At 60.6% G+C, this 22,043-nt stretch carries 20 protein-coding genes; 14 read left to right on the forward strand and 6 right to left on the reverse strand.

All coding sequences use genetic code 11. The features are described 5' to 3' along the window. Window positions 1-86 precede the first annotated feature (86 nt). Window positions 87-1,595, forward strand: coding sequence for a PLP-dependent aminotransferase family protein (locus ACSQ8V_RS33490; protein WP_436209237.1), 1,509 nt, complete (start codon window positions 87-89; stop codon window positions 1,593-1,595). A 165-nt stretch (window positions 1,596-1,760) separates the two neighbouring features. Then, window positions 1,761-2,231 carry a MarR family winged helix-turn-helix transcriptional regulator gene (locus ACSQ8V_RS33495; protein ID WP_436208681.1) on the forward strand — a complete coding sequence of 157 codons (471 nt, stop codon included), beginning with the start codon at window positions 1,761-1,763 and terminating at the stop codon, window positions 2,229-2,231. Between the two features lie 37 nt (window positions 2,232-2,268). On the opposite strand, the gene ACSQ8V_RS33500 is transcribed toward ACSQ8V_RS33495, so the two are convergent. From ACSQ8V_RS33500 to ACSQ8V_RS33520, 5 genes are all read right to left on the reverse strand, one after another. Continuing rightward, complete coding sequence (locus ACSQ8V_RS33500) at window positions 2,269-4,539, reverse strand: molybdopterin cofactor-binding domain-containing protein (protein ID WP_436208682.1); 2,271 nt, start codon at window positions 4,537-4,539, stop codon at window positions 2,269-2,271. 129 nt (window positions 4,540-4,668) lie between these two features. Next, a complete protein-coding gene (locus tag ACSQ8V_RS33505; protein ID WP_436208683.1) occupies window positions 4,669-5,313 on the reverse strand; it encodes an N-carbamoylsarcosine amidohydrolase in 645 nt (214 codons plus the stop codon). 25 nt (window positions 5,314-5,338) lie between these two features. After that, a complete protein-coding gene (locus ACSQ8V_RS33510; RefSeq protein WP_436186047.1) occupies window positions 5,339-6,373 on the reverse strand; it encodes a 2,5-dihydroxypyridine 5,6-dioxygenase in 1,035 nt (344 codons plus the stop codon). Between the two features lie 49 nt (window positions 6,374-6,422). Continuing rightward, a complete protein-coding gene (locus tag ACSQ8V_RS33515) occupies window positions 6,423-7,250 on the reverse strand; it encodes an alpha/beta fold hydrolase (protein ID WP_436208684.1) in 828 nt (275 codons plus the stop codon). Between the two features lie 102 nt (window positions 7,251-7,352). Continuing rightward, entirely contained in the window at window positions 7,353-8,105 is a 753-nt protein-coding gene (locus ACSQ8V_RS33520; protein WP_436208685.1) for a maleate cis-trans isomerase family protein, read from the reverse strand. A gap of 318 nt (window positions 8,106-8,423) precedes the next feature. On the opposite strand from ACSQ8V_RS33520, the gene ACSQ8V_RS33525 reads away from it, so the two are divergent. From ACSQ8V_RS33525 to ACSQ8V_RS33575, 11 genes are all read left to right on the forward strand, one after another. Further along, a complete protein-coding gene (locus tag ACSQ8V_RS33525; protein ID WP_436208686.1) occupies window positions 8,424-9,584 on the forward strand; it encodes an FAD-dependent monooxygenase in 1,161 nt (386 codons plus the stop codon). 89 nt (window positions 9,585-9,673) lie between these two features. Then, window positions 9,674-10,183, forward strand: coding sequence for a (2Fe-2S)-binding protein (locus tag ACSQ8V_RS33530; protein ID WP_436208687.1), 510 nt, complete (start codon window positions 9,674-9,676; stop codon window positions 10,181-10,183). Between the two features lie 46 nt (window positions 10,184-10,229). Continuing rightward, the gene (locus ACSQ8V_RS33535) at window positions 10,230-13,004 is read left to right on the forward strand and encodes a c-type cytochrome (protein WP_436208688.1); all 2,775 of its coding nucleotides are present in this window, start codon (window positions 10,230-10,232) and stop codon (window positions 13,002-13,004) included. Window positions 13,005-13,110: 106 nt separating this feature from the next. Next, a complete protein-coding gene (locus tag ACSQ8V_RS33540) occupies window positions 13,111-13,593 on the forward strand; it encodes a MarR family winged helix-turn-helix transcriptional regulator (protein ID WP_213765965.1) in 483 nt (160 codons plus the stop codon). Between the two features lie 397 nt (window positions 13,594-13,990). Then, a complete protein-coding gene (locus ACSQ8V_RS33545; protein WP_436208689.1) occupies window positions 13,991-15,913 on the forward strand; it encodes an ABC transporter permease in 1,923 nt (640 codons plus the stop codon). Beyond that, window positions 15,910-16,695, forward strand: coding sequence for an ABC transporter ATP-binding protein (locus ACSQ8V_RS33550; protein WP_213765967.1), 786 nt, complete (start codon window positions 15,910-15,912; stop codon window positions 16,693-16,695). Before ACSQ8V_RS33545 ends, ACSQ8V_RS33550 begins: the two co-directional genes overlap by 4 nt. After that, window positions 16,695-17,423 carry an ABC transporter ATP-binding protein gene (locus ACSQ8V_RS33555; protein ID WP_436208690.1) on the forward strand — a complete coding sequence of 243 codons (729 nt, stop codon included), beginning with the start codon at window positions 16,695-16,697 and terminating at the stop codon, window positions 17,421-17,423. Before ACSQ8V_RS33550 ends, ACSQ8V_RS33555 begins: the two co-directional genes overlap by 1 nt. A 100-nt stretch (window positions 17,424-17,523) precedes the next feature. Beyond that, window positions 17,524-18,741, forward strand: coding sequence for an ABC transporter substrate-binding protein (locus tag ACSQ8V_RS33560; RefSeq protein WP_436208691.1), 1,218 nt, complete (start codon window positions 17,524-17,526; stop codon window positions 18,739-18,741). Window positions 18,742-18,861: 120 nt separating this feature from the next. Further along, window positions 18,862-19,152 (forward strand): nucleotidyltransferase family protein, encoded by a 291-nt coding sequence (locus ACSQ8V_RS33565; protein WP_436208692.1) that lies wholly within the window; start codon window positions 18,862-18,864, stop codon window positions 19,150-19,152. Window positions 19,153-19,308: 156 nt separating this feature from the next. Next, window positions 19,309-19,602 (forward strand): toxin-antitoxin system TumE family protein, encoded by a 294-nt coding sequence (locus ACSQ8V_RS33570; protein WP_436208693.1) that lies wholly within the window; start codon window positions 19,309-19,311, stop codon window positions 19,600-19,602. Beyond that, entirely contained in the window at window positions 19,599-19,940 is a 342-nt protein-coding gene (locus tag ACSQ8V_RS33575) for an HVO_A0114 family putative DNA-binding protein (protein WP_213765971.1), read from the forward strand. The genes ACSQ8V_RS33570 and ACSQ8V_RS33575 overlap by 4 nt, the downstream gene beginning before the upstream one ends. A gap of 225 nt (window positions 19,941-20,165) precedes the next feature. Here the strand turns inward: ACSQ8V_RS33575 and ACSQ8V_RS33580 are convergent, their stop codons facing one another. After that, the gene (locus tag ACSQ8V_RS33580; RefSeq protein WP_213765972.1) at window positions 20,166-20,729 is read right to left on the reverse strand and encodes a YSC84-related protein; all 564 of its coding nucleotides are present in this window, start codon (window positions 20,727-20,729) and stop codon (window positions 20,166-20,168) included. A 475-nt stretch (window positions 20,730-21,204) separates the two neighbouring features. Between ACSQ8V_RS33580 and ACSQ8V_RS33585 the strand changes: the two genes are divergently transcribed. Beyond that, window positions 21,205-22,016 (forward strand): IS5 family transposase gene (locus tag ACSQ8V_RS33585; RefSeq protein ID WP_436180705.1). Its coding sequence is split into 2 segments (ribosomal slippage): window positions 21,205-21,553 and window positions 21,553-22,016, totalling 813 coding nucleotides; the frame shifts between segments, so codons are not numbered across the junction. Window positions 22,017-22,043 lie beyond the last annotated feature (27 nt).

Genomic DNA, 22,043 nt, shown 5'->3' on the forward strand with positions numbered 1-22,043 from the left:
GCGGTGCCTCGACTATAGTAAGATTTGGCTCTTTCAATCAGAGCCATTTCCGCGTTTTTATAGGAGCCAATTATTCGATGGCCGCGATGCGTGCAAGCATGTTGTCCGATTGGCTGGCTCAGCGGATTGAACGAACGGGCGGGCTGCCGATTTATCGGCAGTTATATGGTTTGTTGCAGCAGGCCATTCTGTCGCGGGAATTGCCGGCCGGAACCAAAGTGCCGTCGTCCCGATTGCTCGCGAGCGAGCTGGGTCTCGGCCGTAATACGGTCACGCAGGTGTACGAGCAACTCGCGCTGGAAGGCTACGTGTGGTCGGCAACCGGGCAGGGCACGTTTGTCTCGGACAGCGCGCCGGACGATATCGTGGGCGCGGAATCCGCGGCGCCCGATGCGGTCCCAGCGGAACCGCGTGTGTTGTCCGCGCGCGGCGCACGGTTGTTGCAAGGGGCGGGTGTGTCGCAGCGGCAAGGCGGCGCGTTCATGCCCGGCGTGCCCGATGTGTCGCGGTTTCCAGCGGCCGTCTGGAGCCGCTTGCAATCGAAATACTGGCGTCGCTTGCCGCCCGATCTGCTGACCTACGCGCCCGGCGGCGGTTTGCCCAAGCTGCGTCAGGTGCTCGCCGATTATTTGCGGACCTCGCGGTCGGTGCGTTGCACGCCGGAGCAAATTATCGTGACGACAGGGATTCATCAGTCCATCGATCTCGCCGTGCGCCTGCTGTCCGATTCCGGCGATGTCATCTGGACCGAAGACCCGTGCTACTGGGGCGTGCGTAGCGTGTTGCAAGTGTCCGGGCTATCGCTCAAGGCCATTCCGGTGGATGCAGAGGGCATCAATCCTTCTGTGGACGATCTTGCAGACCCGCCCAAGCTGATGCTGGTCACGCCATCGCATCAATACCCGCTCGGCATGGTGATGAGCCTCGCGCGGCGGCGGATGCTGCTGGAGTTCGCGCGGCAAAACGGCTGCTGGATCATCGAGGACGATTACGACAGCGAGTTTCGATACGGCAGCCGGCCGCTCGCGTCGCTGCAAGGACTCGATACATCGGGTCAGGTGATCTACGTGGGCAGCTTCGGCAAGACGCTTTTCCCGGGTCTGCGGATTGGCTACATCGTGGTGCCCGAGGGGTTGTCGACGAGCTTTGCGACGGCTTCCGCCGAGTTGTATCGCGAGGGGCAGTTGTTGCAGCAGGCGGTGCTGGCCGAGTTTATCGCGGAGGGGCATTTCACATCGCATATCCGGCGGATGCGCGGAATCTACGGGCAGCGTCGCCAGATCCTGCTGGACACAATCAGGAAGCGGTATGGCGACGCGTTGCAGATTGTCGGCGGCGATGCCGGGCTGCATCTCGTGCTGCGTTTGCCCGATGGCGTGGATGATCGCGAAGTGGCGAAAGCGGCGCTCGCGGTCAATATTGTGGTGCGGCCGCTGTCGGGTTATTTCTTGAGGCCGGGGCATGACGTTAATGGCGGCGTTAACGGCATGTCGGGCTTGTTGATTGGGTACGGCTGCGTGGCCGAAGAGGAAATCGAGCCGGCGTTTGAAAAGCTGGCGACGGTGCTTGACCCGGCGTTGGGTGTAAGGGAGTAGATTTAGTCTGCATACCTGATCACTGTGCCGTCACTCGCGGCGCTTCACAAGGCCGCCGAGGGCATGCCGCAGACTATGATAAAAAGGGAAGCACGGTAGGACTGGAGAAAACGGTGCGCCACCGTAATCGAAGCATAATAGAACGTGTACCCTACAATTCTTCCCATGTCCAAAAAACCGCCCACCCCTGCGGATGTTTCCGCGAGCGAGGAGTATCACTTCTCCGAGCAGATCGGCCACTTGCTGCGACGCGCGTACCAGCGCCACGTCGCCATCTTCCAGGCGGCCATTCCAGATTCCGACCTGACCGCGGCGCAGTTCGTTACGCTGTGCGCGGTCAAGGAACAGCAATCCTGCTCGCTCAATGACATCGTCAAGGCGACAGCAATCGACCAGGCCACCATTCGCGGCGTAGTCGAGCGTTTGAAAGCGCGTTCGCTGATCGTGGTCTCGCCTGATCCGCTCGATGGCCGCAAGTTGCTGGTGCGTACCACACCGGAAGGCCTCGCGCTGATCGACCAGACCGTGCCCTTTGCCCGGCAAGTAAGCGAGCAAACGTATGGAGGTTTGAACCCGGCGGAGCGGGTTGCCATTGTGTATCTGTTGCGCTCTATGACGCGGGCGGAAGATAACTGAGCTTGTGCGTATCGATAGACAAGCCGCTGCTACGCGCTTATCGATGCTCGACAGGCACCCGCGCTGCGGCGGCCTGCAGCGTGGCCCTGACCGCGTCTGGCGTGAATGGCGGTTCGCGGAAGCGCACGCCGGTTGCATCGAATAACGCATTGGAGATAGCGGGCGCACCGGGGAGCGAAGCGGACTCGCCGGCGCCGAGCGGCGGCTCGCCTTGCCGGTCGACCAGCACCACGTCCACGGGGGGCAGTTCGGGGAATGTCAGGATCGGATAGCTGCCCCATTCCTTGCTTGCGACCAGACCGTCGGTAAAGCGCACACGCTCTTTCATCGTGCGGCTCAGCGTCTGGATCACATTGCCGTGGATCTGATGGCGCACGCCGTCCGGATTGATCACGGTGCCCGTGTCCTGACCGACCGTTACCCGCTTGATGCGGATTTCTCCGCTGACGGTATCGACTTCCAGATCGACGATCCACGCCGACCAGGCCGCACCGAAACCGGGAAAGCGGCTATGCACATACCGTGCATACGCCACGCCGCGCCCTTGAAGCACGCGTTCGCCGGTATCGCGAGCTGGAAGGCGTCCGGCACGGGCTTGCCAGCCTGCGCGTTCAGCAACCGCTTCAAGCAACGCCACGGCCCGCTCGTCCTTCAGATGACGCAACCGGAATGCCAGAGGATCGGCGCCGGTCTCGAATGCGAGCTCATCGATGAATACATCATGGGCGAAGGAGTTCGGCAGCGCGGAAACACCTCTGAACCACGACGCCCTGACCAGCGGCGCCAGGTCGTGGCAGACGAAACGGCGATGCGCGAAGGTGTAGGGCGTCACCGCGGTCCGGTCACCCATTTCAAAGACGCGCGGTTCCGCCGGCGTCGCGCCGGTGAGCAGCAGGGCGAGCATGGGCGCATCGTTCGACGGATAGCGCGAGGCGAAGGTATAGCCCAGCGTGTCGCCGCTGCGTGACACCGTGCCGGTGACATCCACAACTTGCGCCGTGCCCTTGGGCTCCCACTGATGTTCGTCAGCGCGCGACAACTGGACCCGCACCGGCTGGCCCATGGCACGCGAGAGCAGGAGCGCGTCGCCGGCAACATCGTCGGCGCAATTGCGGCCATAGCAACCGGAAGCCTCCATCCGGACGATATCGATATCGGCTTCGTCCCGCTCGACCAGACGCGACAAGTCGTAGCGCAAGGTCTGCGGGTTCTGCGTGCCCGACCATACCGTGATGCGCCCGTCCTGATAGTCCGCGAGGGCGCAGGACGGGCCGATCGAGCCATGCATCTGGTACGGCCAGACATAACTGCGTGTCAGGGTGGTCGTCCCAGGTTGTCCCTGCACGCTCTCCACGTCGCCCTCTTCGAGCAGCAGGCGCCGCTGGGCCGGAGCCTGGGCGATGGCCTCTGCAGGGTTATCGAGGGAGGGCAGCGGCGGCAGCGGGCGCCAGCGGACACGCAGCGCACGGGCCGCGCGAATCGCCTGTTCCTCGCGCTCGGCCACCACGCCGACGAAGTCACCGATCACGACCACGCCGCGCACGCCCGGCAGCGTATCGACCGATGAACGGTCCACGTCGATCAGCGTCTTGCCGACGAACGCACCGCCATCGTGTCCGGCATACGGTGGCCGCACGACGCGCCCGTGCAGCATGCCGGGCACGCGCATGTCGTGAACGAAGGTCAGGGTGCCGGTGGCCTTGGCGGGCAGATCGACGCGCGGTGTCGCCCGCCCGACGATCCGGTAGGTTGACGGGTCCTTAACCGCGACGGATGAGTCGATGGGACGCGAGATTCGCTGCCCTTGCAGCAGCTCGCCGAAGCTAATACGGGTCTTGTCCGGAGCAATGACATAACCGTCGTCGGTGGCAAGGCTGGCGGCATCGAACCCCCAGCGCTCTGCTGCCAGCCCGATCAACACGAGCCGTGCTTGCGCCGCGGCAAACCTGAGCGGCACGGCGGATATCTGGATGGTCGCGCTTGCGATGGTCGGGCCCTGGTTGGGCACTTGAGCGGAGTCGCCGAGGATCATCTTGACGCGCGGGGCCGGCACGTCGAGTTCCTCCGCCACGATCTGCGCGAGCGACGTGCGGATGCCAGTGCCGAGATCGACGTGACCGTTGAACGCCAGGATGCTGCCATCGTCGAGCACCGCGACGAAAATTTCCGGCGAGTCCTGAACGTAGGAAGACCCGCTGCCCGGTTGACCGGGCGCGGGTTTTACCGGCGCGAGCGGCTGCCTGACGATAGTCAGGCAGCCGCTACGCGCGAGCAGTTCACCTCGGGTGAGCGCTGCTGCAGTGGGCATGATGGTCCCTGAAAATGCCGCTTCATTCGACTAAACCGCTTCAACGATTAGCTTCAACGCTTGGGGCGTCAAGATCAACAATACGCTTTCGCATCGTACCCGCCAGCGTTATCTCTGCAAATCCTGCGCTCAGGCGTGCCGTTGTTCTATCGTCGAAAGGGCTTCGTCGAGCGTCATGACAGCGGCATATTTTTGTTGCATGTCGAAGAGATTCGCATCGTGCGGACCGATCGCCCGGTCGCCGACGCAGTCCGACACGACCAGCGGACGGAAACCATGCGACATTGCATCGACCACGCTTGCACGCACGCATCCGCTTGTGACGGCACCGGCCACGATCAACGTTTGCACCGCACGCTGCGATAACCACGGCGCGAGTTGCGTGCCGAAGAACGCGGAGGGCACCGTCTTGCGCACGACGAGTTCGCCCGCTGCTGGCGTCAGCTCAGGCACGATCGCGCTGTTCGGATGGTCTTCGGTGAGCGTCGCCATGCCCGGTACTTTCAGCGAAAACACGTTGTCGTCGCTGCCGTCCGCTGCGTAAACGATGCGGCTGTGCGCAACCGGCCAGCCATGCCGGCGCGCGGCGGCCAGCAGATGCACGGTGCGTTCGATCGCCGGTCCGATGTTTCCGCCGCCGAAGGTCCTGGGGTCCGCGAAGCCGACCACGAAGTCGACAATCAGCAAGCCGATATTGCCTTTCACAGGCAAGGGCGTGCCGAATCCCTGCTGTTTGTACACGCCCGATTCGGCGTGGCTCTGGATGTCGCTCATTCAAACTCTCCGCATGGTGATTGTTCTATCGGTCCATTACCACGCCATCGCGGACCACGGCTTCGCCGTCGAGCATCACGTCGCAATGGCGCAGGGGGATGTCGATGTGACACGTGGTCGTGCGCTTGCCGCCTGCTTCATTGTTGGGGCCAAGCGAAAACAGGAAGTTGCCTTCGAACGCGCGCGCATCCATGCCGATGGTCGCCTCGCGGTCATACAGCCCGAGCGTCGACCAACGTGCACGAGGCTGCAAACCCCAGCCGATATGCGAGATTGCGTAGCCTTCCGGATCGTTGAACGAAGCCATGTAGTCGCTCAGCAAGGCCGCGTCCACGCCGCCATCGATGCGCGTGGCGTAACCGTTCTCGACCGTCAGCGTGATCGGGTCGTTCACGTACTTTTTCTGCGGCAGCAAGATGTCACCGCGATCGATCACGATCTGGCCACTCGCTTGTCCGTCGTTCGGGAACGTCAGCACAAAACCGCTTGGCCAATGATCCCAGCGGCCAGGTTCATCGACGAAACCATACTCTGAGATAGCGGGGAACTCGCCCAGCGGACACACGAGTTCCGTGCCCGCTTTTGACTTGACGCGCATTTCGCGCGACGCCTTGATCCGCTCGGCCGCTGCCCGCACGCGGGTGCGATCGGCTTCGGTCGGCACGAGGCGCGCGAGCACTTCGGGTGGCTCGACTGCGAGCAGGATCTTCGTGCCGGTCGCGAGGATTTCGTGCTGCTCGGGCGAGAACAACAAGGTCATCAGGTCGAGTACGAGATCGCTCGCCTTCAACGCAGCGATAGCGGCCAAGTTGCCGGTGAGAGGCGTGGTGCCGAGATACGCGAGCGAGTCGCGGCTCAGGGCCTTTTCGCCGTTCACTGGCAGGAGGTCCAGCCGGTTGACGATCGCGCCCATGGACTGCGTGGCGATCAGCGCGCTTGAAAGCGTTTGCGGATGCGTGGACGCGCTGGTGAGGATGGTGACGGTCTGGCCCGCTTGCAGCTTCGACAACGTCAGTACCTGCTTCCATGCGGCGATCATTTCGTAATCGCTGATTGGCATGTTGACTCCTGAAGAATGAGTGTCAGTGTCGGCTTGTCTTGCGTTGCACTTAGACGAGCTTTGCGCCGAGGAAATCGCCGAAGGCTTCATAGAAGCCGGCTTCGTTGTCCCACGGAATCATGTGGCCTGCATTCGGTACACGGGCATGCAGCAATCCGGGGCTAAGCGTCTGCATTTCCTGCACGTCTTCGTCGAGCACCACGTCGCCGCGAGCGGCGGTGATCAGCAGTGAAGGTACGCGAAGCAGCGGCAGGTCGGCGTGGATGTCGTCAGTATGGAAACCTTCGAACGACGTCAGCATGCCGCGTTCATCGCAGGTATGCAGCCATTGCGCGCGTGTACGCAACTGGTCTTCGGTCCAGGTCGGGCAGAAAGCGCGCATGCCGTCGGCGTCGATGCCTTTCAAAGCCAGGCGGATTGAATCAACGTACCACGACAGCTTCGCCGGATACGCGCGGCGGCCCGGACCCGACACCGGCGGATCGACGAGCACCGTGTGCGTCAGGCCCTTTGGCGCGCTGCGGGCGGCGCGGATCGCGATGCGTGCGCCCATTGAATGTCCGACAAGCGCATAGTGTTCAAGGCCAAGCGCTTCAGCGAGCGCGATGACATCGGCGGCTTGCGCATCGAGGCTGTAGTCGAGCGTTGACGATGCTTCGGATAAACCGCGGCCGCGTACATCGAGCACGTAGGTATCGAACTGGCGGCCAAGCGTTTCGCCGACAAAGCCCCACGTGACCGCCGGGCTGGTAATGCCCGGAATCAGGATCACGGCGGGACGGCCGGCACGCACGCCCTCTGTGCCTCCGTAGCGCAGGTAATGCTGGCGAATACCGTTGGCGTTGACGTTCGCGCCGTAGAGAAGAGTTGAGTTCATCGCGGAGTCCGTGGATGGATCGAAAGCTAGGTGTCGAAAGCGATTGGTAATCGATCATTCAGCCGATCAATAAGCCGATCATTCGGCCGATCGTTAAGCCGCTCAATAAGCGCCGGAGAGCAGTGCGCCCGCGCCTGGCACCACACGCTCGAGGTCCAGCTCGCGCAGCATGGCGTAGGTCGTGGCAATGGCAGCGGTGATGACCGGCTTGCCCGTCATTGCTTCGACTTGCGGCACTGCGGCAAGCGATGGCATCTGCACGCAGGCCGACAAGACGATCGCATCCACATCTTGATAGGGCAGGGTTTTCACGATGTCCGGCAACAGCCGGGGATCGTGACGGCCGACATCCAGATTGTCGGGAATTTCGAGCGCCCGGTAGGCGCCGACTTCAAAACCCTCATTGCGGATGTAGTCCACGACCAGTTCGGTTAGCGGTTTCATATAAGGCGCGACCACCACGATGCGCTTGGCCTTGATGACTTTCAATGCATCGACCAGGGCGCCCGCACTGGTGATGACCGGCGCGGCGCCGCCGTTCTCGACGGTGCGCTCATGCAGCCGCTTTTGCGACACGCGGTGGTAGCCGTGTCCCATCGCCATGATTGCTACCAGGCACGCATAACCGATCACGTCCACGCGCGCGTCGCTAAGTTCCAGCGCGCATCGGTCCGATTCCGCATCCATGGCCGCGAGCTCTTCCTTGACCACCTTCTTCATGCGCATGCGGCTGGAATGAAACGTGAAACGCTCCGGGCGGATGGCTTGGCGGGCGAGCAGCATGGCCGGAATTTCCGTTTCCATCGTCGTGTTCGAACTCGGCACGATCTGGCCGATGCGCAAGGTCTTCGTCATCTAGTCGACTCCGTATGTCTTGGGCCGCCCGCGGCGGCGTTGTTGGTCTGGCAAGCGATGCAACAATTTTGTTCGATAAAGTCTAGTGTACACATTGGAATTTAACAAGATTTCGAAAACATTTTTTAATGGTGCAAGCATGCTTTAGATTGGTGAAAACCCTTATTAAATGCACATATAAAGGGATAAAGCGCACCTGTATAGACTCAATGCAAATTTTCTTTACTCAAAAAAATTCAATGTGTACACTCAATATAGGTTTATTCAACAGGCTCGGCCGAACGACTTTCGGCGAGCGCCAGACATGGAGAGATCATCATGAGCAAACCCCGTATCGCGATCATTGGCGCGGGCCTTGGCGGGACAGCAGCAGCGGCGTTGATGCAGCGCGCCGGGTATCCGGTTCGCCTTTACGAGCAGGCTCCCTCATTTTCGCGTCTCGGCGCGGGCATTCACCTCGGCCCCAACGTGATGAAGATCATGCGCCGCATGGACTGTGAAGACGCGCTGAACGTCATGGGTTCGCACCCGGACTTCTGGTACAGCCGCGACTGGAAAACGGGCGAAGCCATCGCGCAGATTCCGCTTGGCGATTTCGCGTTGAAAGAATATGGCGCGTCGTACCTGACCGTGCATCGCGGTGACTTCCATGCGCTGATGACCGAAGCGGTCGCGCCCGGCACGATCGAGTTCAACAAGTGCCTGAGCGGGATTGAAGAGGTGGACAACGAAGTGCGGCTGACGTTCGCCGACGGCAGTGTCGAGACCGCCGACATCGTGATTGGCGCGGACGGCGTGAACTCGAAGATCCGTGACCATCTGCTCGGCGCGGAACCGCCTCGTTATACGGGTTATGTTGCGCATCGCGCGGTATTTCCCGCGTCGCTGCTCGGCTCCGATCCTTTCGATCTGTGTGTAAAGTGGTGGTCGGAAGATCGGCACATGATGGTGTATTACGTGACGTCCAGGCGCGATGAAATCTACTACGTGACCGGCGTTCCGCAGGCTGAGTGGCCGGCAGGGCAGTCGGTTGCGCCCAGCAGCCGCGACGAAATGCGCGAGGCGTTCGCGGGCTATCATCCGTCGGTGCAGAAGCTGATCGACGCCACGCCCGAAGTCACGAAGTGGCCGCTGCTGGAGCGCGATCCGCTGCCGTTGTGGAGCCGCGGCCGGCTGGTGCTGCTCGGCGACGCATGCCATCCGATGAAACCGCATATGGCGCAGGGCGCGGCCATGGCGATCGAGGATGCGGCAATGCTGACTCGCTGCCTGGACGAGGTTGGGGCAACCGATTACGCCGGAGTGTTCGCGTTGTATGAAGCGAATCGTGCGGAGCGTGCATCGAAGGTGCAACTGGTCTCGCATAACAACACGTGGCTGCGCACTAACGAAGATCCGGCATGGGTGTTCGCTTATGACGTGTTCAACGAGCCCTTGAAGTCGCCGTCGGCCAAGCAGGCAACAACTGCCGCCGCCTGATATTTCGACCCGGCTGCGCGCGGCAGTGTCTGGATAAGCTGCCTGTCTAGAGACATTGCCGCGCGCGGTCTTGATTCGATGACTTGAAAATGAGCGTGTCTGCTTCCGCAACACAGGTTTCCGGACCGTTGACGCTGACCGTCAACGGCAGCACGCGCACGGTCGATGTGACCCGCGACACGCCCTTGTTGTATGTGCTGCGCAACGACTTCGAACTGAACGGGCCGAAGTACGGTTGCGGTCTCGGCCAGTGCGGTGCGTGCACGGTGCTGCTGGACGGCGGCCCTGCACGTTCGTGCGTCGTGCCGGTTGCGGCGGCTATTGGACGTGAAACGCTCACGCTGGAAGGGCTCGGAACGCTGGACGCGCTGCACCCGATCCAGCGGGCTTTTATCGATGAACAAGCAGCGCAATGCGGCTACTGCCTTAACGGCATGATCATGAGCACGAAGGCGCTGCTCGATCGCAACCCCACGCCCGATGACGACGACATCCGCGACGCGCTGCGCTTCAACCTGTGCCGTTGCGGCACGCACATTGAAATCATGAAGGCCGTGCATCGCGCGGCCGAATATCTGAAACGCGAACAAAAACGCTGATTCATTGGATCCCCTGTAATGGACGCCCTGTAATGGACCCGATGTAATGGACGCCGTGCATGAAGGAAGTTCTGGCGGACCCGTGCTGATGCCCGAGTCGATGCTTCACGCGTGCGTGCTGGGAAATGCCGACGCTGCGCTGCTCGCGTTTGGGCACAAGCTGGAGGTGCAAGCTGGTGTGCGCTGGGTGGTTGTGGGCAACGTGGCCGCGTTCGTGGCGGAGCGTTTCGAGCAGGCACACGACGCTGCTTGCCGGCTGGTGTTATCGACTCGTGCGCAGCATGCCGGCGATACCACCTCGTTACCCGTGCAACATTCCGGCCTGCAGCAGGAAGCGCATTACATATGGCCGATTCCGGCGGACAGGTTGGTGCCGTGCGAGGCCATTGCGCGCAACGAGGCCGGGAGTATCGCGGTCTGGAGCAGTGCTCCCAAGACCGCGGATCTACGGGCGAAGCTTGCCGCTATCACGGGCCTGTTGCCCGACCGCTTTGCGCTGCATTCCCTCAATGAGTACGGTGATCCGCTAATCGCTACGCATGCCGCGCTTGCTGCGGTTGTTTTGATGGCGGAGACTGGCCGGGCGATATGCGTTGGCGGTTATATCTCGGTGTCTCAGGTCAGGGAGGCAGAAGTATGCGTCGCGGCGTCGCTGGACGGCGAAGGCGCGCTGCTCGACTTGCGCTACATGGCGCGAACGCCGGGCTTAACCGGCGGAGAAGCCGTTGCGCAAGATCCCGGTCCTTATTCTTCATCCCGTGCCACGTCGTTTGTCGATGACCCCGCCGCGCTGATTCCCGGCTCGGCGCATACCTTTGCACGCGAGTCTTTCGTCGATGAAATCGCGCGCGATCATCATCGCGATCCGGTTTCGTTTCGTCTCGATCACCTCGATCCGGTGGAGTATGGCGGCGCGAGGGAACTGATCGACACGGTGGCGCAGCGGGCAGCGTGGAACGCCGGTAAGCCGGATCGCAAGACTCGCCGCGCGAACAACGAAGTCGCACATGGCCGCGGTTTCGCGTTCGACAAACACGATGCCGCATCCGGCGATAACCCGACGCCCGACTATTCGGCGTGGATCGTCGATCTCGATGTAAACCGCCTGACCGGTGACGTTGCGCTTAAGCGGGTAGTAGCGGGGCGGGCGAGCGGCCGGCGCAGGATTGGCCGGTTGAATGGAATTCCGGCCCGGCAGATCGCTGCTGCGGCTTCGCGTGCCCTGGGTCTGCAACTCACCGCGCGACCCTCGCACGACGAGACGCCGGGTGCGCAAGCCGTATCGCATGAACTTGCTCCCGCATCGGCGGCGAGCAGCGAGGTCGCTACGCAGGTGACGGCCAATGATCGTCTGGAAATCGATGTCTCGCCAGCGGCAGCGGCTATCGCCAATGCGCTTTACGATGCAACCGGTGTGCGTTTTCGGGCGCCGCCCTTCACGCCGGAACGCGTGCTTGCGGCGCTTGGGCGGACCCGGGAGCCGGAAGGGTCGATCGGCAACGGACTGAGGCGCGTAAAACGCTCGCTGTGGACCGCGCTCGCGGCCGGTGGGGTGGGCAGCCTGATCGGGTTGGCCTGCGCCGCGTGGCCCCTGCGTGCCCCGATTGAAGCGATCGCCCGCCCGGCTGCATCGACCTGGTCCGACGCCACCATTGCCCGAGGCCGCCAGATTGCCGAGTTCGGAGATTGCGCGGTCTGCCATACGGCTCCCGGCGGCGTGGTCAATGCCGGTGGCCTCGGCCTTGAAACGCCTTTCGGCATGGTCTACACGACCAACCTGACACCCGATCCGAAGACGGGTATCGGCAACTGGTCGTTCGCCGCGTTCGACCGGGCGATGCGCCAGGGCATTTCACGCGACGGCCATCATCTATATCCGGCATTCCCCTACACCGCGTTCACGAAGATGAGTGAGGCCGACATGACCGCGCTGTACGCGTATTTAATGTCGCAACCGGCGGTCGAAAATACGCCGCCTGCCACACGCTTGCCGTTTCCGCTGAATCAGCGCGCACTGGTCGCTGGATGGAATGCGCTCTATCTGAAACAGGGCGAGTTCAAGCCCGACCCAACGCGTTCGGCGTTGTGGAATCGCGGCGCGTATCTCGTGGATGGCGCCGGACATTGCAGCGCGTGCCATTCGCCGCGCAATGCATTCGGGGCGGAGAAGGGCGGGCGTTTGTACCTGACAGGCGGGAGCGCCGAAGGCTGGGTGGCGCCGTCGCTTGTCGCCAATTCGAAAGCGCCTGTGCGATGGACCGAGCAGGCGTTGTACGACTATCTGAAGACGGGCTTCTCGCATGAACATGGCGTCGCGGCTGGCCCGATGGCGCCGGTCGTCGCGGGCTTGTCGACGCTGCCGGAAGAGGACGTGCGCGCGATGGCGCATTACGTGGCGTCGCTGTCGCCGCAGCCGGCCGCTGTTCCCGCTGCTGTTCCTGTTTCAAAACCCACGCACGATCCCGCCACGGACGCCGTGACCCTGCAGGGACTCGATAGCGGCCGGCGGATCTTTGAGGGCGCATGCGCCGTCTGTCATGCTGCGACGGGTGGCGTCGGCAACTTCGGGGTGCGTCCGCTGCTCTCGCTGAACACCAGCGTGAGCGAAGCGACGCCGGACAATCTGCTGAACGTCATCCAGAATGGCATTGATGCCCCCGCAACCGATGCGCTTGGTTACATGCCGGGCTTCAAGGATTCATTCGACGACCATCAGATCGCCGATCTCGTGTCTTATATCCGGGCTTCATTCGCACCGAATGAAGCGTCGTGGAAAGACGTGGCTCAGGCGTCGGCGCGAATCCGGAAACACGTGCATTAGCGTTAGGGGGAATGTTGCTGCGGCTACCTTGACGAATTGCGCCGCCCGGTCCGCGCGAGCGGCTATCTCCGTCCCACCATTCCACCTCACCGACATTCGAACTATCATGGCGCCTTCGAAGCTTCCTTCCGGTTCATCGCAAGCTGCACAGGACGCCGTGTCCCGCTATGAGGTGTCGGAGCAGATCGGGCATCTGCTTCGAAAGGCCTATCAGCGCCATCTCGCCATCTTCAGCCAGACCATCGACGACCCTCAACTGACCGCCGTGCAGTTTGCGGTATTGAGTGCCAGCCGAAGGCTAGGACCGTCTTCAATGAGCGACCTGGGCAAGGCGACCGCGATCGATGCAGCCACAGTGCGCGGCATAATTGAACGTCTGAGGACACGCGAGCTGATCGAGTTGCAGACAAATCCCGACGACCGCAGAAAGGTGACGGTGCAACTGACGCGGGCGGGTGAAAGCCTGGTTGAGCAGATCACGCCAACCGCCTTGCGTATCAGCGAGCTGACCATGGGTGAGCTGAACGAAGCGGAGCGAGTGGCCGTGCTCTATTTGCTGCGCAAGCTAAGTGCGCCCGATGTCGAGTAAGCGCGATTGTGTGCAGTGCGTTTGCGCGGTTATGGCCGCGCTTATTATTTAGCCGCTTCATCTGGTGCAATGCCATTCGCCGCTTCCTCGCATTGCACCAATAGCGGGACCGTCGCACCGGAAAAGCGATTATGGCGTGTACGCTGATTTTATAAGGTGCAGCATAACCAGCATCCTTGCATGGCTGTCAGCTTCGCGTTAGCTATAAAGCCCGATAAAACAAGGGATAAACGCCACGATACCTAGTACAAGTCACTAGCTATAAAGTGGGCATGGTCATTGCATAGAAGACTAGAATTAGAGTGTGTACATTTGTATCAGCAGGCAAAGACATCGCTGTAAAAAGCAAGCTTGCGGACACGTACACCTTGATGAATCTCGAGCGATAGAGGCGTCGATGCTTTCGAATCTGGCTATACAACTCATCAACGGACTAGCGGACGCCTGCGCCATGTTTCTTGTCGCGTCCGGTTTGTCGTTGATCTTCGGCGTGACGCGAATCGTCAACTTCGCGCACGGCTCGTTCTACATGCTTGGCGTGTACGTGGCCTATAGCATCGCCAGCCGGTTTGGTTCGACCGTCGCCGGTTTCTGGCTTTCGATGCTTGCAGCCGCGCTCGTCGTTGCCGTGCTGGGTGCGCTGGTCGAAGTGATCGTGCTCCGTCGCATTTATCAGGCACCCGAGTTATTCCACCTTCTGGCGACCTTTGCGCTGGTGCTGATCTTTCGCGACGCCGCGCTGTACATCTGGGGCCCGGAAGACCTGTTCGGGCCGCGCGCTCCGCTGCTCGGCGGCGCAGTCAATCTGCTTGGCCACGCATTGCCCACCTATGACATTGCATTGATCGTGATCGGTCCCGTGGTGCTGGCTATCCTCTGGTTCGGTCTGACTAAAACGCGCTGGGGCACGCTCGTGCGCGCGGCGACCGGTGACCGGGAAATGCTCGGTGCGCTCGGCATCAACCAGGCCTGGCTATTTACGGGCGTGTTTTTTATCGGCGCATTTCTCGCGGGTCTTGGCGGCGCGCTTCAGGTGCCGCGCATGTCGGCGAACCTGTCGCTTGATATCGATACGATCGGCAATGCATTCGTCGTGGTGGTGGTCGGCGGAATGGGCTCGATTCCCGGCGCGTTCGTGGCCGCGTTGCTGATCGCGGAGATCAAGGCGCTATGCATTGGCATAGGCGACGTCACTATTGGCGGCGTGGTGTTTTCGTTGAGCAAGTTCACGCTGGTGGCCGAGTTCGTAGTGATGGCCATCGTGCTCGTCGTGCGGCCGTGGGGTCTGCTCGGTCGCGCACAGGCCGCAGTTCGTACGATGGCCGCCGCTGAAACGCCGTTGCGTCCCGCCGATACGCGTCTGAAAATTTTCGCTGGTCTCGTGCTCGCCGTACTTGTGCTCGCACCGCTGCTTTCAGGCGTGTTCCCCTACATGCCCGTGCTGCTTGTCGAGATACTGATCGCAGTTTTGTTTGCGACGAGCCTGCATTTCATCATGGGTCCGGGCGGCATGCATTCGTTCGGTCATGCCGCGTATTTCGGCCTCGGCGCGTATGGCGCAGCGTTATTCCTGAAGGTCCTGAACCTGCCGATGGAGGCCGCGCTCGTGCTCGGCCCTTTGCTTGCGGGCGTCGGGGCGATCGTGTTCGGATGGTTCTGCGTGCGCTTGTCGGGTGTCTATCTCGCGATGCTGACGCTGGCCTTCGCGCAGATCGTCTGGTCGATCGTGTTCCAGTGGGACGCGGTGACCGGCGGCAGCAACGGCATTCTCAATCTGTGGCCGTCGAGCTGGCTCAGCTCAACGGTGGCGTATTACTACGTGACCCTGGTGTTCACGGTGCTGGGCGTATGGCTTTTGCGGCGAATGTTGTTCTCGCCCCTCGGTTATGCCATGCGTGCCTCTCGCGATTCCACTTTGCGCGCAGAAGCAATCGGTATCGATGTGAAGCGCGTGCAATGGGTCGCTTTCATTATCGCGTCATTGTTCTGCGGCCTCGCGGGATCGCTGTATGCGTTCTCCAAGGGGTCGATCTCGCCGGAAGTGATCAGCGTCGGGCGTTCGGTCGATGGCCTCGTCATGGTGCTGCTGGGAGGCTTGCAGACACTCACCGGGCCGATTGTCGGCGCGGCAGTATTCACGTGGCTGCAAGACACGGTCGCGCGTCAGACGGACTACTGGGAGGCCCTGCTGGGCGCAGCGATTCTCGTGCTGGTGATCGCGTTCCCGCAGGGGATCGTGGGGTTCGTGCGGGACAAGCTCGGGTCGCATAAAAATGCCGATGGAAGCGTGGCCTCGCAACCCGCCAAGGAGGCCCTGTGACCCTTCTGCGCGTCTCTCATCTCGCGAGGTCATTCGGCGGCGTCAAAGCGGTCGACGACGTTTCCTTCGACTTGCACGCCGGCCAGTTGCTCGCGCTGATTGGTCCGAACGGCGCCGGCAAGTCGACTTGCTTCAACATGCTCAACGGGCAGTTGAGACCGAGTTCAGGCTCGATCCTGTTTGACGGCCACGAGATCGCAGGCAAACGTCCGCGCGATATCTGGCGTCTCGGCGTTGGTCGCACCTTCCAGATTGCCGCGACCTTCAATTCGATGACTGTGATTGAAAACGTGCAGATGGCGCTCGTTTCGCGGGACCACCAGCTATTCAACTTGTGGAAACCGGCATCGTCCATTCACGCCGATGAAGCGCTCGCCCTGCTCGAACAAGTCGGCATGGCGGCGCATGCGAAGCGTGCGTGCGGCGTGCTGGCTTATGGCGATGTGAAGCGCGTCGAACTGGCCATTGCACTTGCCAATAAACCGAAACTCCTGCTGATGGACGAACCGACCGCGGGCATGGCGCCCAAGGAACGCAACGACCTGATGGCGCTGACCAAGCAACTGGTGATCGACCACAAGCTCGGTGTGCTTTTCACCGAGCACAGCATGGACGTGGTGTTCGCTTACGCCGACAAGCTGATCGTGCTTGCTCGCGGCAAGCTGATTGGCGAGGGCGATGCGGAGACCGTCCGCAACGATCCGCGTGTGCGCGAAGTGTATTTCGGCACGGGAAAATCGTTCACGCCGCGTGCGTCGCTTGCAGCAGACGGGGTCGCCTGATGAGCACATCCACGCAAGACAAGAGCATGTTGAAAGTCTCCGGCCTGAACGCGTTCTATGGCCGCGCGCAGATCCTGTACGACGTTGAACTCGAAGTCGGCCGCGGCGAAGTGGTCGCACTGATGGGCCGCAACGGCGCGGGCAAATCGACCACCATGAAAGCGCTGATGGGCATGCTGCCGTTGCGTCAGGGTGCGATCCATTTCTGTGGGCACGACATCGCGAAGTTGCCGCCGTACCGTATTGCACGACTCGGCATGGGCTTCGTGCCCGAAGACCGGCGCGTGTTCGGCGATCTGACAGTCATGGAGAATCTCGATACCGGCCGCCAGCCGCCGCGCGACGACGCACCCCGCTGGACGCCTGAAAAACTGTTCCGCCTGTTCCCGAATCTTGGCGAGATGCCGAATCGCCCGGGCAGCCAGATGAGCGGCGGCGAGCAGCAGATGCTGACCGTGTCGCGTACGCTGATGGGCAATCCCACGCTGGTCCTGCTCGATGAACCGTCGGAAGGCGTGGCGCCGATCATTGTCGAACAGATGGCGAACATGATTCTCGAGTTGAAGCGCGAAGGGCTGTCTATCTTGTTGTCCGAGCAGAACATGCATTTCGCTGAACTCGTCAGCGATCGCGCGTATGTGCTCGAAAAAGGGCAGATACGCTTTAGCGGCACGATAGACGAGCTTTCCCGCGACGAAGCGGTGCGGCGAGCCTACCTGAGTGTTTGAGCGCGCAGCCCAAGCAAAGATCGACCGGGGGTATCCTTCAATCAGCCTTAGCCATGTCATTTAGCATTCAACCTAGCCGCTTTATCCGGAGAGAAAAACTATGACCACGCGTGTTGGATCGTTGCTGCGCTTAACCGCCTTCATGGTTGCGCCCCTGGCCACCGCTTTAGTGTCAGTTGGCGCTGCCGCTCAGACCATCAAGATTGGCGAAATCAACAGTTATAAATCGCAGCCTGCGTTCCTCGGCCCGTACAAGAATGGCTGGAACATGGCGCTCGATGAGGTCAACGCGGCGGGGGGTATCGACGGCAAGAAGCTGGAAGTCATCTCACGCGACGACAACGGCAACCCCGGGGACACCGTGCGCGTGGCGCAGGAACTGGTAACGGGTGAGCAGGTCTCGTTGTTGTTCGGCGGGTTCCTGTCGAACACGGGCCTGGCGCTTGCCGACTATGCCAAGCAACGCAAGGTTTTCTTCCTGGCTGCTGAGCCGCTGACCGACAAGATTGTCTGGCAGGACGGCAACAAGTACACGTACCGGCTGCGTCCGTCGACCTACATGCAGGTCGCGATGCTCGTACCTGAAGCCGTCAAGCTGCACAAGAAGCGTTGGGCGGTTGTCTATCCGAACTATGAATACGGCCAGTCCGCCGTGGCGACGTTCAAGCGTTTGCTGAAAGCGGCGCAGCCTGACGTTGAGTTCGTTGCGGACCAGGCGGCCCCGCTTGGCAAGCTGGATGCCGGCGCGGTTACGCAAGCGCTCGCGGACGCGAAGCCCGATGCAATCTTCAACGTCGAGTTCGGCGCCGACCTGGGCAAGTTCGTGCGCGAGGGCAATACGCGTGGCTTGTTCAAGGATGTATCCGTGGTGTCGTTGCTGACGGGCGAGCCTGAATATCTCGATCCGCTCGGGTCCGAGGCGCCGGTTGGCTGGATCGTGACGGGGTATCCGTGGTACTCGATCGATACCCCTGCTAATCGCAAGTTCGTCGCGGCCTACGAGACGAAGTATCACGACTATCCGCGCGTGGGATCGGTGGTGGGTTATTCGGCGTTGATGTCGATTGCGGATGGTTTGAAGAAGGCCAGGTCGACCGATCCGGACAAGCTTGCGGCGGCGTTCAAGGGCTTGAAGGTCGATACACCGTTTGGTCCCATCACGTACCGCGCGCAGGACAACCAGTCGACGATGGGCGCGTATGTGGGCACCTCGGCGTTGAAGGACGGCAAGGGCATCATGACAAACTATCGGTATATCGATGGTGCGAGCGTCCAGCCTTCCGATGCGGAAGTGGCGAAGCTGCGCGCAGCGGATTGAGTTGATGCGCTGTGTGTGAAAACGGCCCGCGGAAGCGGGCTGAATGTGTTGGTTCGCGGTTTCGCACATGATCTTGGCCTTGGCGCCCGACCGATGTTAACCAGCTAAGGAGTTCGTTCGATGAAGCCGTCCGTTGCACTCGATGCGCACCGCGCGGAAATTCGCCTTATTGTCGAGGCAAATCGCGCCGTCAATGCGCGCGTATTTGGTTCTGTCTTGCGCGGGGAAGATACCGAAGACAGTGATCTGGATATCTTGGTCGACCCGGAACCGGGGATGACCCTGTTGAATATCGGTTCGATCCGGCGCCAACTGGCACGGTTGCTTGGCGTGTCGGTAGACGTGCTGACTCCGAACGCACTACCGGACAAATTTCGTGGAGCCGTGGTCGCTGAGGCGGTGCCGGTATGAGTCGGAACAAGCAACCCTTGCCGGATTAGCTGCAGCAGGAAGCTACACCATCAATATGGACAAGGCTACGTTCAAGGCGAGTGAGCTTGTATGCGACGCTGTGATTCGTAACAAAGCGTGTTGGAGTAATTGACAACACTTGAAAGTGTTGTTATCATGTCCAACATGAAAGCCACCTTGTTACTAAAAGAGCGTCATGCAGTCAACGAGCAGGCTTTTGCCGAATTGCTTGTTTGGAAGGTGCCTGAGCCGTTGCGTGGGAGCGCTCACCTGTTCAAATACAGCCTTGCCTATATCGTCGTGGGCGAGTGCGTTTTGCGATACGACAACGAGCGCGGCAAGGGGGATCACCGTCACATTGGCGACGTTGAAACCCTCTACTCTTTTTCGACACCTGCGCAGCTCCTCGTGGATTTTTGGGCTGACGTAGACAACTGGAGCCCATCATGAAAACCGTAACTCTAGGCGTCGCTTCGCGCGAAACCGTCAACAAGCGGTTTTTGGCAGCGTTCGAAGGCAAGGCGCAAGGCGCATACATCACATTCGAATCGCCGGAACTGCTGTTCCAGACGCTTACACAAATGCGTTGGAACATCATCAAAGCCACTACGGGGACCGGGCCGCTATCTATTCGTGAGATTGCTCGTCGCGTGGGGCGAGACGTAAAAGCCGTGCATCGAGACGTGCATGCGTTGCTTGATGCCGGAGTCATCGAACGTAACGCAGAGGGCGCGATAGTGTTCCCTTACGAGGCCGTCCACGTCGATTTCATGCTGCAAGCAGCATAGGAAGACAAGGTCATCCCGGTACGAGCTTTGGCTGCCAGGATTTCGATCTGAAGATTACGAAGGACTTTTCCAACACGGTGTGCGTGCACTCGACCACCGACAAGAAGGCGCTGAGGTTCGGCACCTTCGATTTTCAGATGTATACGGCCGCGTACCGGTGGGGTGCCGGGAACGCGCCCGATGAACCATAAGGATTACTCGCCAATCATCTGCACGACCAACCGCTCACGGACTGAGCTTGGAAATTTTCTGGCCCTGAATGCCGACCCCGGCCATCAGCCCTTGCTGGCCATAAATGAACGCATAGACGTCCGATTGCAGCGTAGTCGATGTCAACGATCGGGCCGTGCCGGAATCCACGACAACAACGCTTGGACCTGCGCCAATCGACCAGCCGCCGCTGGTTTGCAGATACTTGATGGCCGAATCGGTCGTGAGGAACATGGCTTCCTGGAACGATTGTGCGCCGGCTTGCAGGCCATACGAAACCGACGTTGCGTTGTAGTAGCCCATCACTTTCCCATCCGCGCCGAACATCACGCCGTTTCCTTCCTCGGCTCCGACGATCAAACCGGCCTTGAGTATCTCCGGAAATACGAGCACCGCTTTCGCTCGGGACTGGAGCAACTTCGCATTGGGCGTAGTGCTATACAACTGCTGCAGTGCTGCGCGCGCTTTTGCCTCCAGATCGGGGTCGACCCCGTTGGTCGGGGGTATTTGCGAAGTCGAGCAGGAGGTCGCAAGCAGCAACAGCAGGTTAACGAGGATCAGTCTGATGCATTGGGCCATGAGGTCAACTCCGCTTGCAGATCGGTCGTATCCGGTTGAATACGGCCTGGGGTGGTTCGCTGGGTATTCGATGCAGATGCGCTTTATCAATGGTAGTGACGGTTAGCGTTTTTAATTTGGAACGTGTCCCCGCGCGCGGGTGAATAACTTGAGTCAACAAACTGACCAACTGCCGTTGCTGTTATTGAAATGATTGAATATTTAATGACCTTATTTGGAGTATTCAAGAAAACATTACGAATGTTGGCGATTGTCGACACGCTTAATAACAATAGGCGTGTTCATCGCCTGGATCAGCCAGGACCGCGTTGCACCAGGCATAACCAGCCTGGATGATCGGCAAATTCAATCTGTGAAGACTCAGTGATCAGACCCGGCGGTTCTCGCTTAGAGACTGTTGCGAAATTACAAAAAGGGGCTGTTAACTTTTTGGCTCTGGTGTTAACTTCTGTCTTGTTTTCCCTGACAGGAAGCCATGGCTAAGGAACTTATAGACGACCAATTATGGGCACTCATCGAACCGTTGCTGCCCAAAGCTGCGCCGCGCAATCGCCGGTATGCAGGACGCAAGCCAATACCTGATCGCGCCGTGCTCACAGGCATCGTGTTCGTGCTGCGCGCAGGCCTCGCGTGGAATTTGCTGCCGCAGGAAATGGGCTGCGGGTCGGGCTCCACTTGCTGGAGGCGCCTGGACCAGTGGCATAAAGCGGGCGTATGGCAACGCATGCACGAAACGATGCTGGCGGAACTGCGCCGTCGGGGCCAACTCGATATGGCCAGAGTACTGGTCGACAGCTCCTCCATTCGCGCGTTGTACGCGGGAAAAAAACAGGCCCAAACCCCACGGACCGGCGCAAACTCGGCAGCAAACACCATATCATCGTCGATGCGCAAGGCATCCCGCTCGGCGTCATCCTGACGGGCGCAAACCGCCATGACGTCACTCAGCTTGACCCACTGGTCGAAGCCATTCCGCCAATTCGAGGCAAGCCAGGACGGCCCTTGCGTAAGCCCAAAATTGTTCAGGGCGACCGAGGCTATAGCTCTGAGCCACATCGGCGACGCTTTCGCAAACGCGGCATCACTCCTGAACTCGCGAAACTGCGCTCACCCCATGGCAGTGGTCTAGGCAAAACACGTTGGCCTGTCGAGCGTACGATCGCTTGGCTGCACTCCTATCGCCGCCTGAAGATGCGCTACGAGAAATATGCGCACATACACGAAGCCTTCCTCACGCTCGCGTGCGCTTTAACTTGCTGGACCCGGCTAAAAAATATGCAAACTTAATTCTGCAACAGTCTCTTAGATTAAATC

Source organism: Caballeronia sp. LjRoot31 (assembly GCF_964253885.1).
Lineage (GTDB): Bacteria > Pseudomonadota > Gammaproteobacteria > Burkholderiales > Burkholderiaceae > Caballeronia.

What these genes read in the sequence shown, in the direction of transcription:
- ACSQ8V_RS33565 (WP_436208692.1), top strand. Translation starts at nt 18,862, where the DNA reads ATGAAGCCGTCCGTTGCACTCGATGCGCACCGCGCGGAAATTCGCCTT.
- ACSQ8V_RS33555 (WP_436208690.1), top strand. Translation starts at nt 16,695, where the DNA reads ATGAGCACATCCACGCAAGACAAGAGCATGTTGAAAGTCTCCGGCCTG.
- ACSQ8V_RS33545 (WP_436208689.1), top strand. Translation starts at nt 13,991, where the DNA reads ATGCTTTCGAATCTGGCTATACAACTCATCAACGGACTAGCGGACGCC.
- ACSQ8V_RS33575 (WP_213765971.1), top strand. Translation starts at nt 19,599, where the DNA reads ATGAAAACCGTAACTCTAGGCGTCGCTTCGCGCGAAACCGTCAACAAG.
- ACSQ8V_RS33525 (WP_436208686.1), top strand. Translation starts at nt 8,424, where the DNA reads ATGAGCAAACCCCGTATCGCGATCATTGGCGCGGGCCTTGGCGGGACA.
- ACSQ8V_RS33520 (WP_436208685.1), bottom strand. Translation starts at nt 8,105, where the DNA reads ATGACGAAGACCTTGCGCATCGGCCAGATCGTGCCGAGTTCGAACACG.
- ACSQ8V_RS33495 (WP_436208681.1), top strand. Translation starts at nt 1,761, where the DNA reads ATGTCCAAAAAACCGCCCACCCCTGCGGATGTTTCCGCGAGCGAGGAG.
- ACSQ8V_RS33505 (WP_436208683.1), bottom strand. Translation starts at nt 5,313, where the DNA reads ATGAGCGACATCCAGAGCCACGCCGAATCGGGCGTGTACAAACAGCAG.
- ACSQ8V_RS33500 (WP_436208682.1), bottom strand. Translation starts at nt 4,539, where the DNA reads ATGCCCACTGCAGCAGCGCTCACCCGAGGTGAACTGCTCGCGCGTAGC.
- ACSQ8V_RS33570 (WP_436208693.1), top strand. Translation starts at nt 19,309, where the DNA reads ATGTCCAACATGAAAGCCACCTTGTTACTAAAAGAGCGTCATGCAGTC.
- ACSQ8V_RS33490 (WP_436209237.1), top strand. Translation starts at nt 87, where the DNA reads ATGCGTGCAAGCATGTTGTCCGATTGGCTGGCTCAGCGGATTGAACGA.
- ACSQ8V_RS33515 (WP_436208684.1), bottom strand. Translation starts at nt 7,250, where the DNA reads ATGAACTCAACTCTTCTCTACGGCGCGAACGTCAACGCCAACGGTATT.
- ACSQ8V_RS33540 (WP_213765965.1), top strand. Translation starts at nt 13,111, where the DNA reads ATGGCGCCTTCGAAGCTTCCTTCCGGTTCATCGCAAGCTGCACAGGAC.
- ACSQ8V_RS33560 (WP_436208691.1), top strand. Translation starts at nt 17,524, where the DNA reads ATGACCACGCGTGTTGGATCGTTGCTGCGCTTAACCGCCTTCATGGTT.
- ACSQ8V_RS33535 (WP_436208688.1), top strand. Translation starts at nt 10,230, where the DNA reads ATGGACGCCGTGCATGAAGGAAGTTCTGGCGGACCCGTGCTGATGCCC.
- ACSQ8V_RS33530 (WP_436208687.1), top strand. Translation starts at nt 9,674, where the DNA reads ATGAGCGTGTCTGCTTCCGCAACACAGGTTTCCGGACCGTTGACGCTG.
- ACSQ8V_RS33580 (WP_213765972.1), bottom strand. Translation starts at nt 20,729, where the DNA reads ATGGCCCAATGCATCAGACTGATCCTCGTTAACCTGCTGTTGCTGCTT.
- ACSQ8V_RS33510 (WP_436186047.1), bottom strand. Translation starts at nt 6,373, where the DNA reads ATGCCAATCAGCGATTACGAAATGATCGCCGCATGGAAGCAGGTACTG.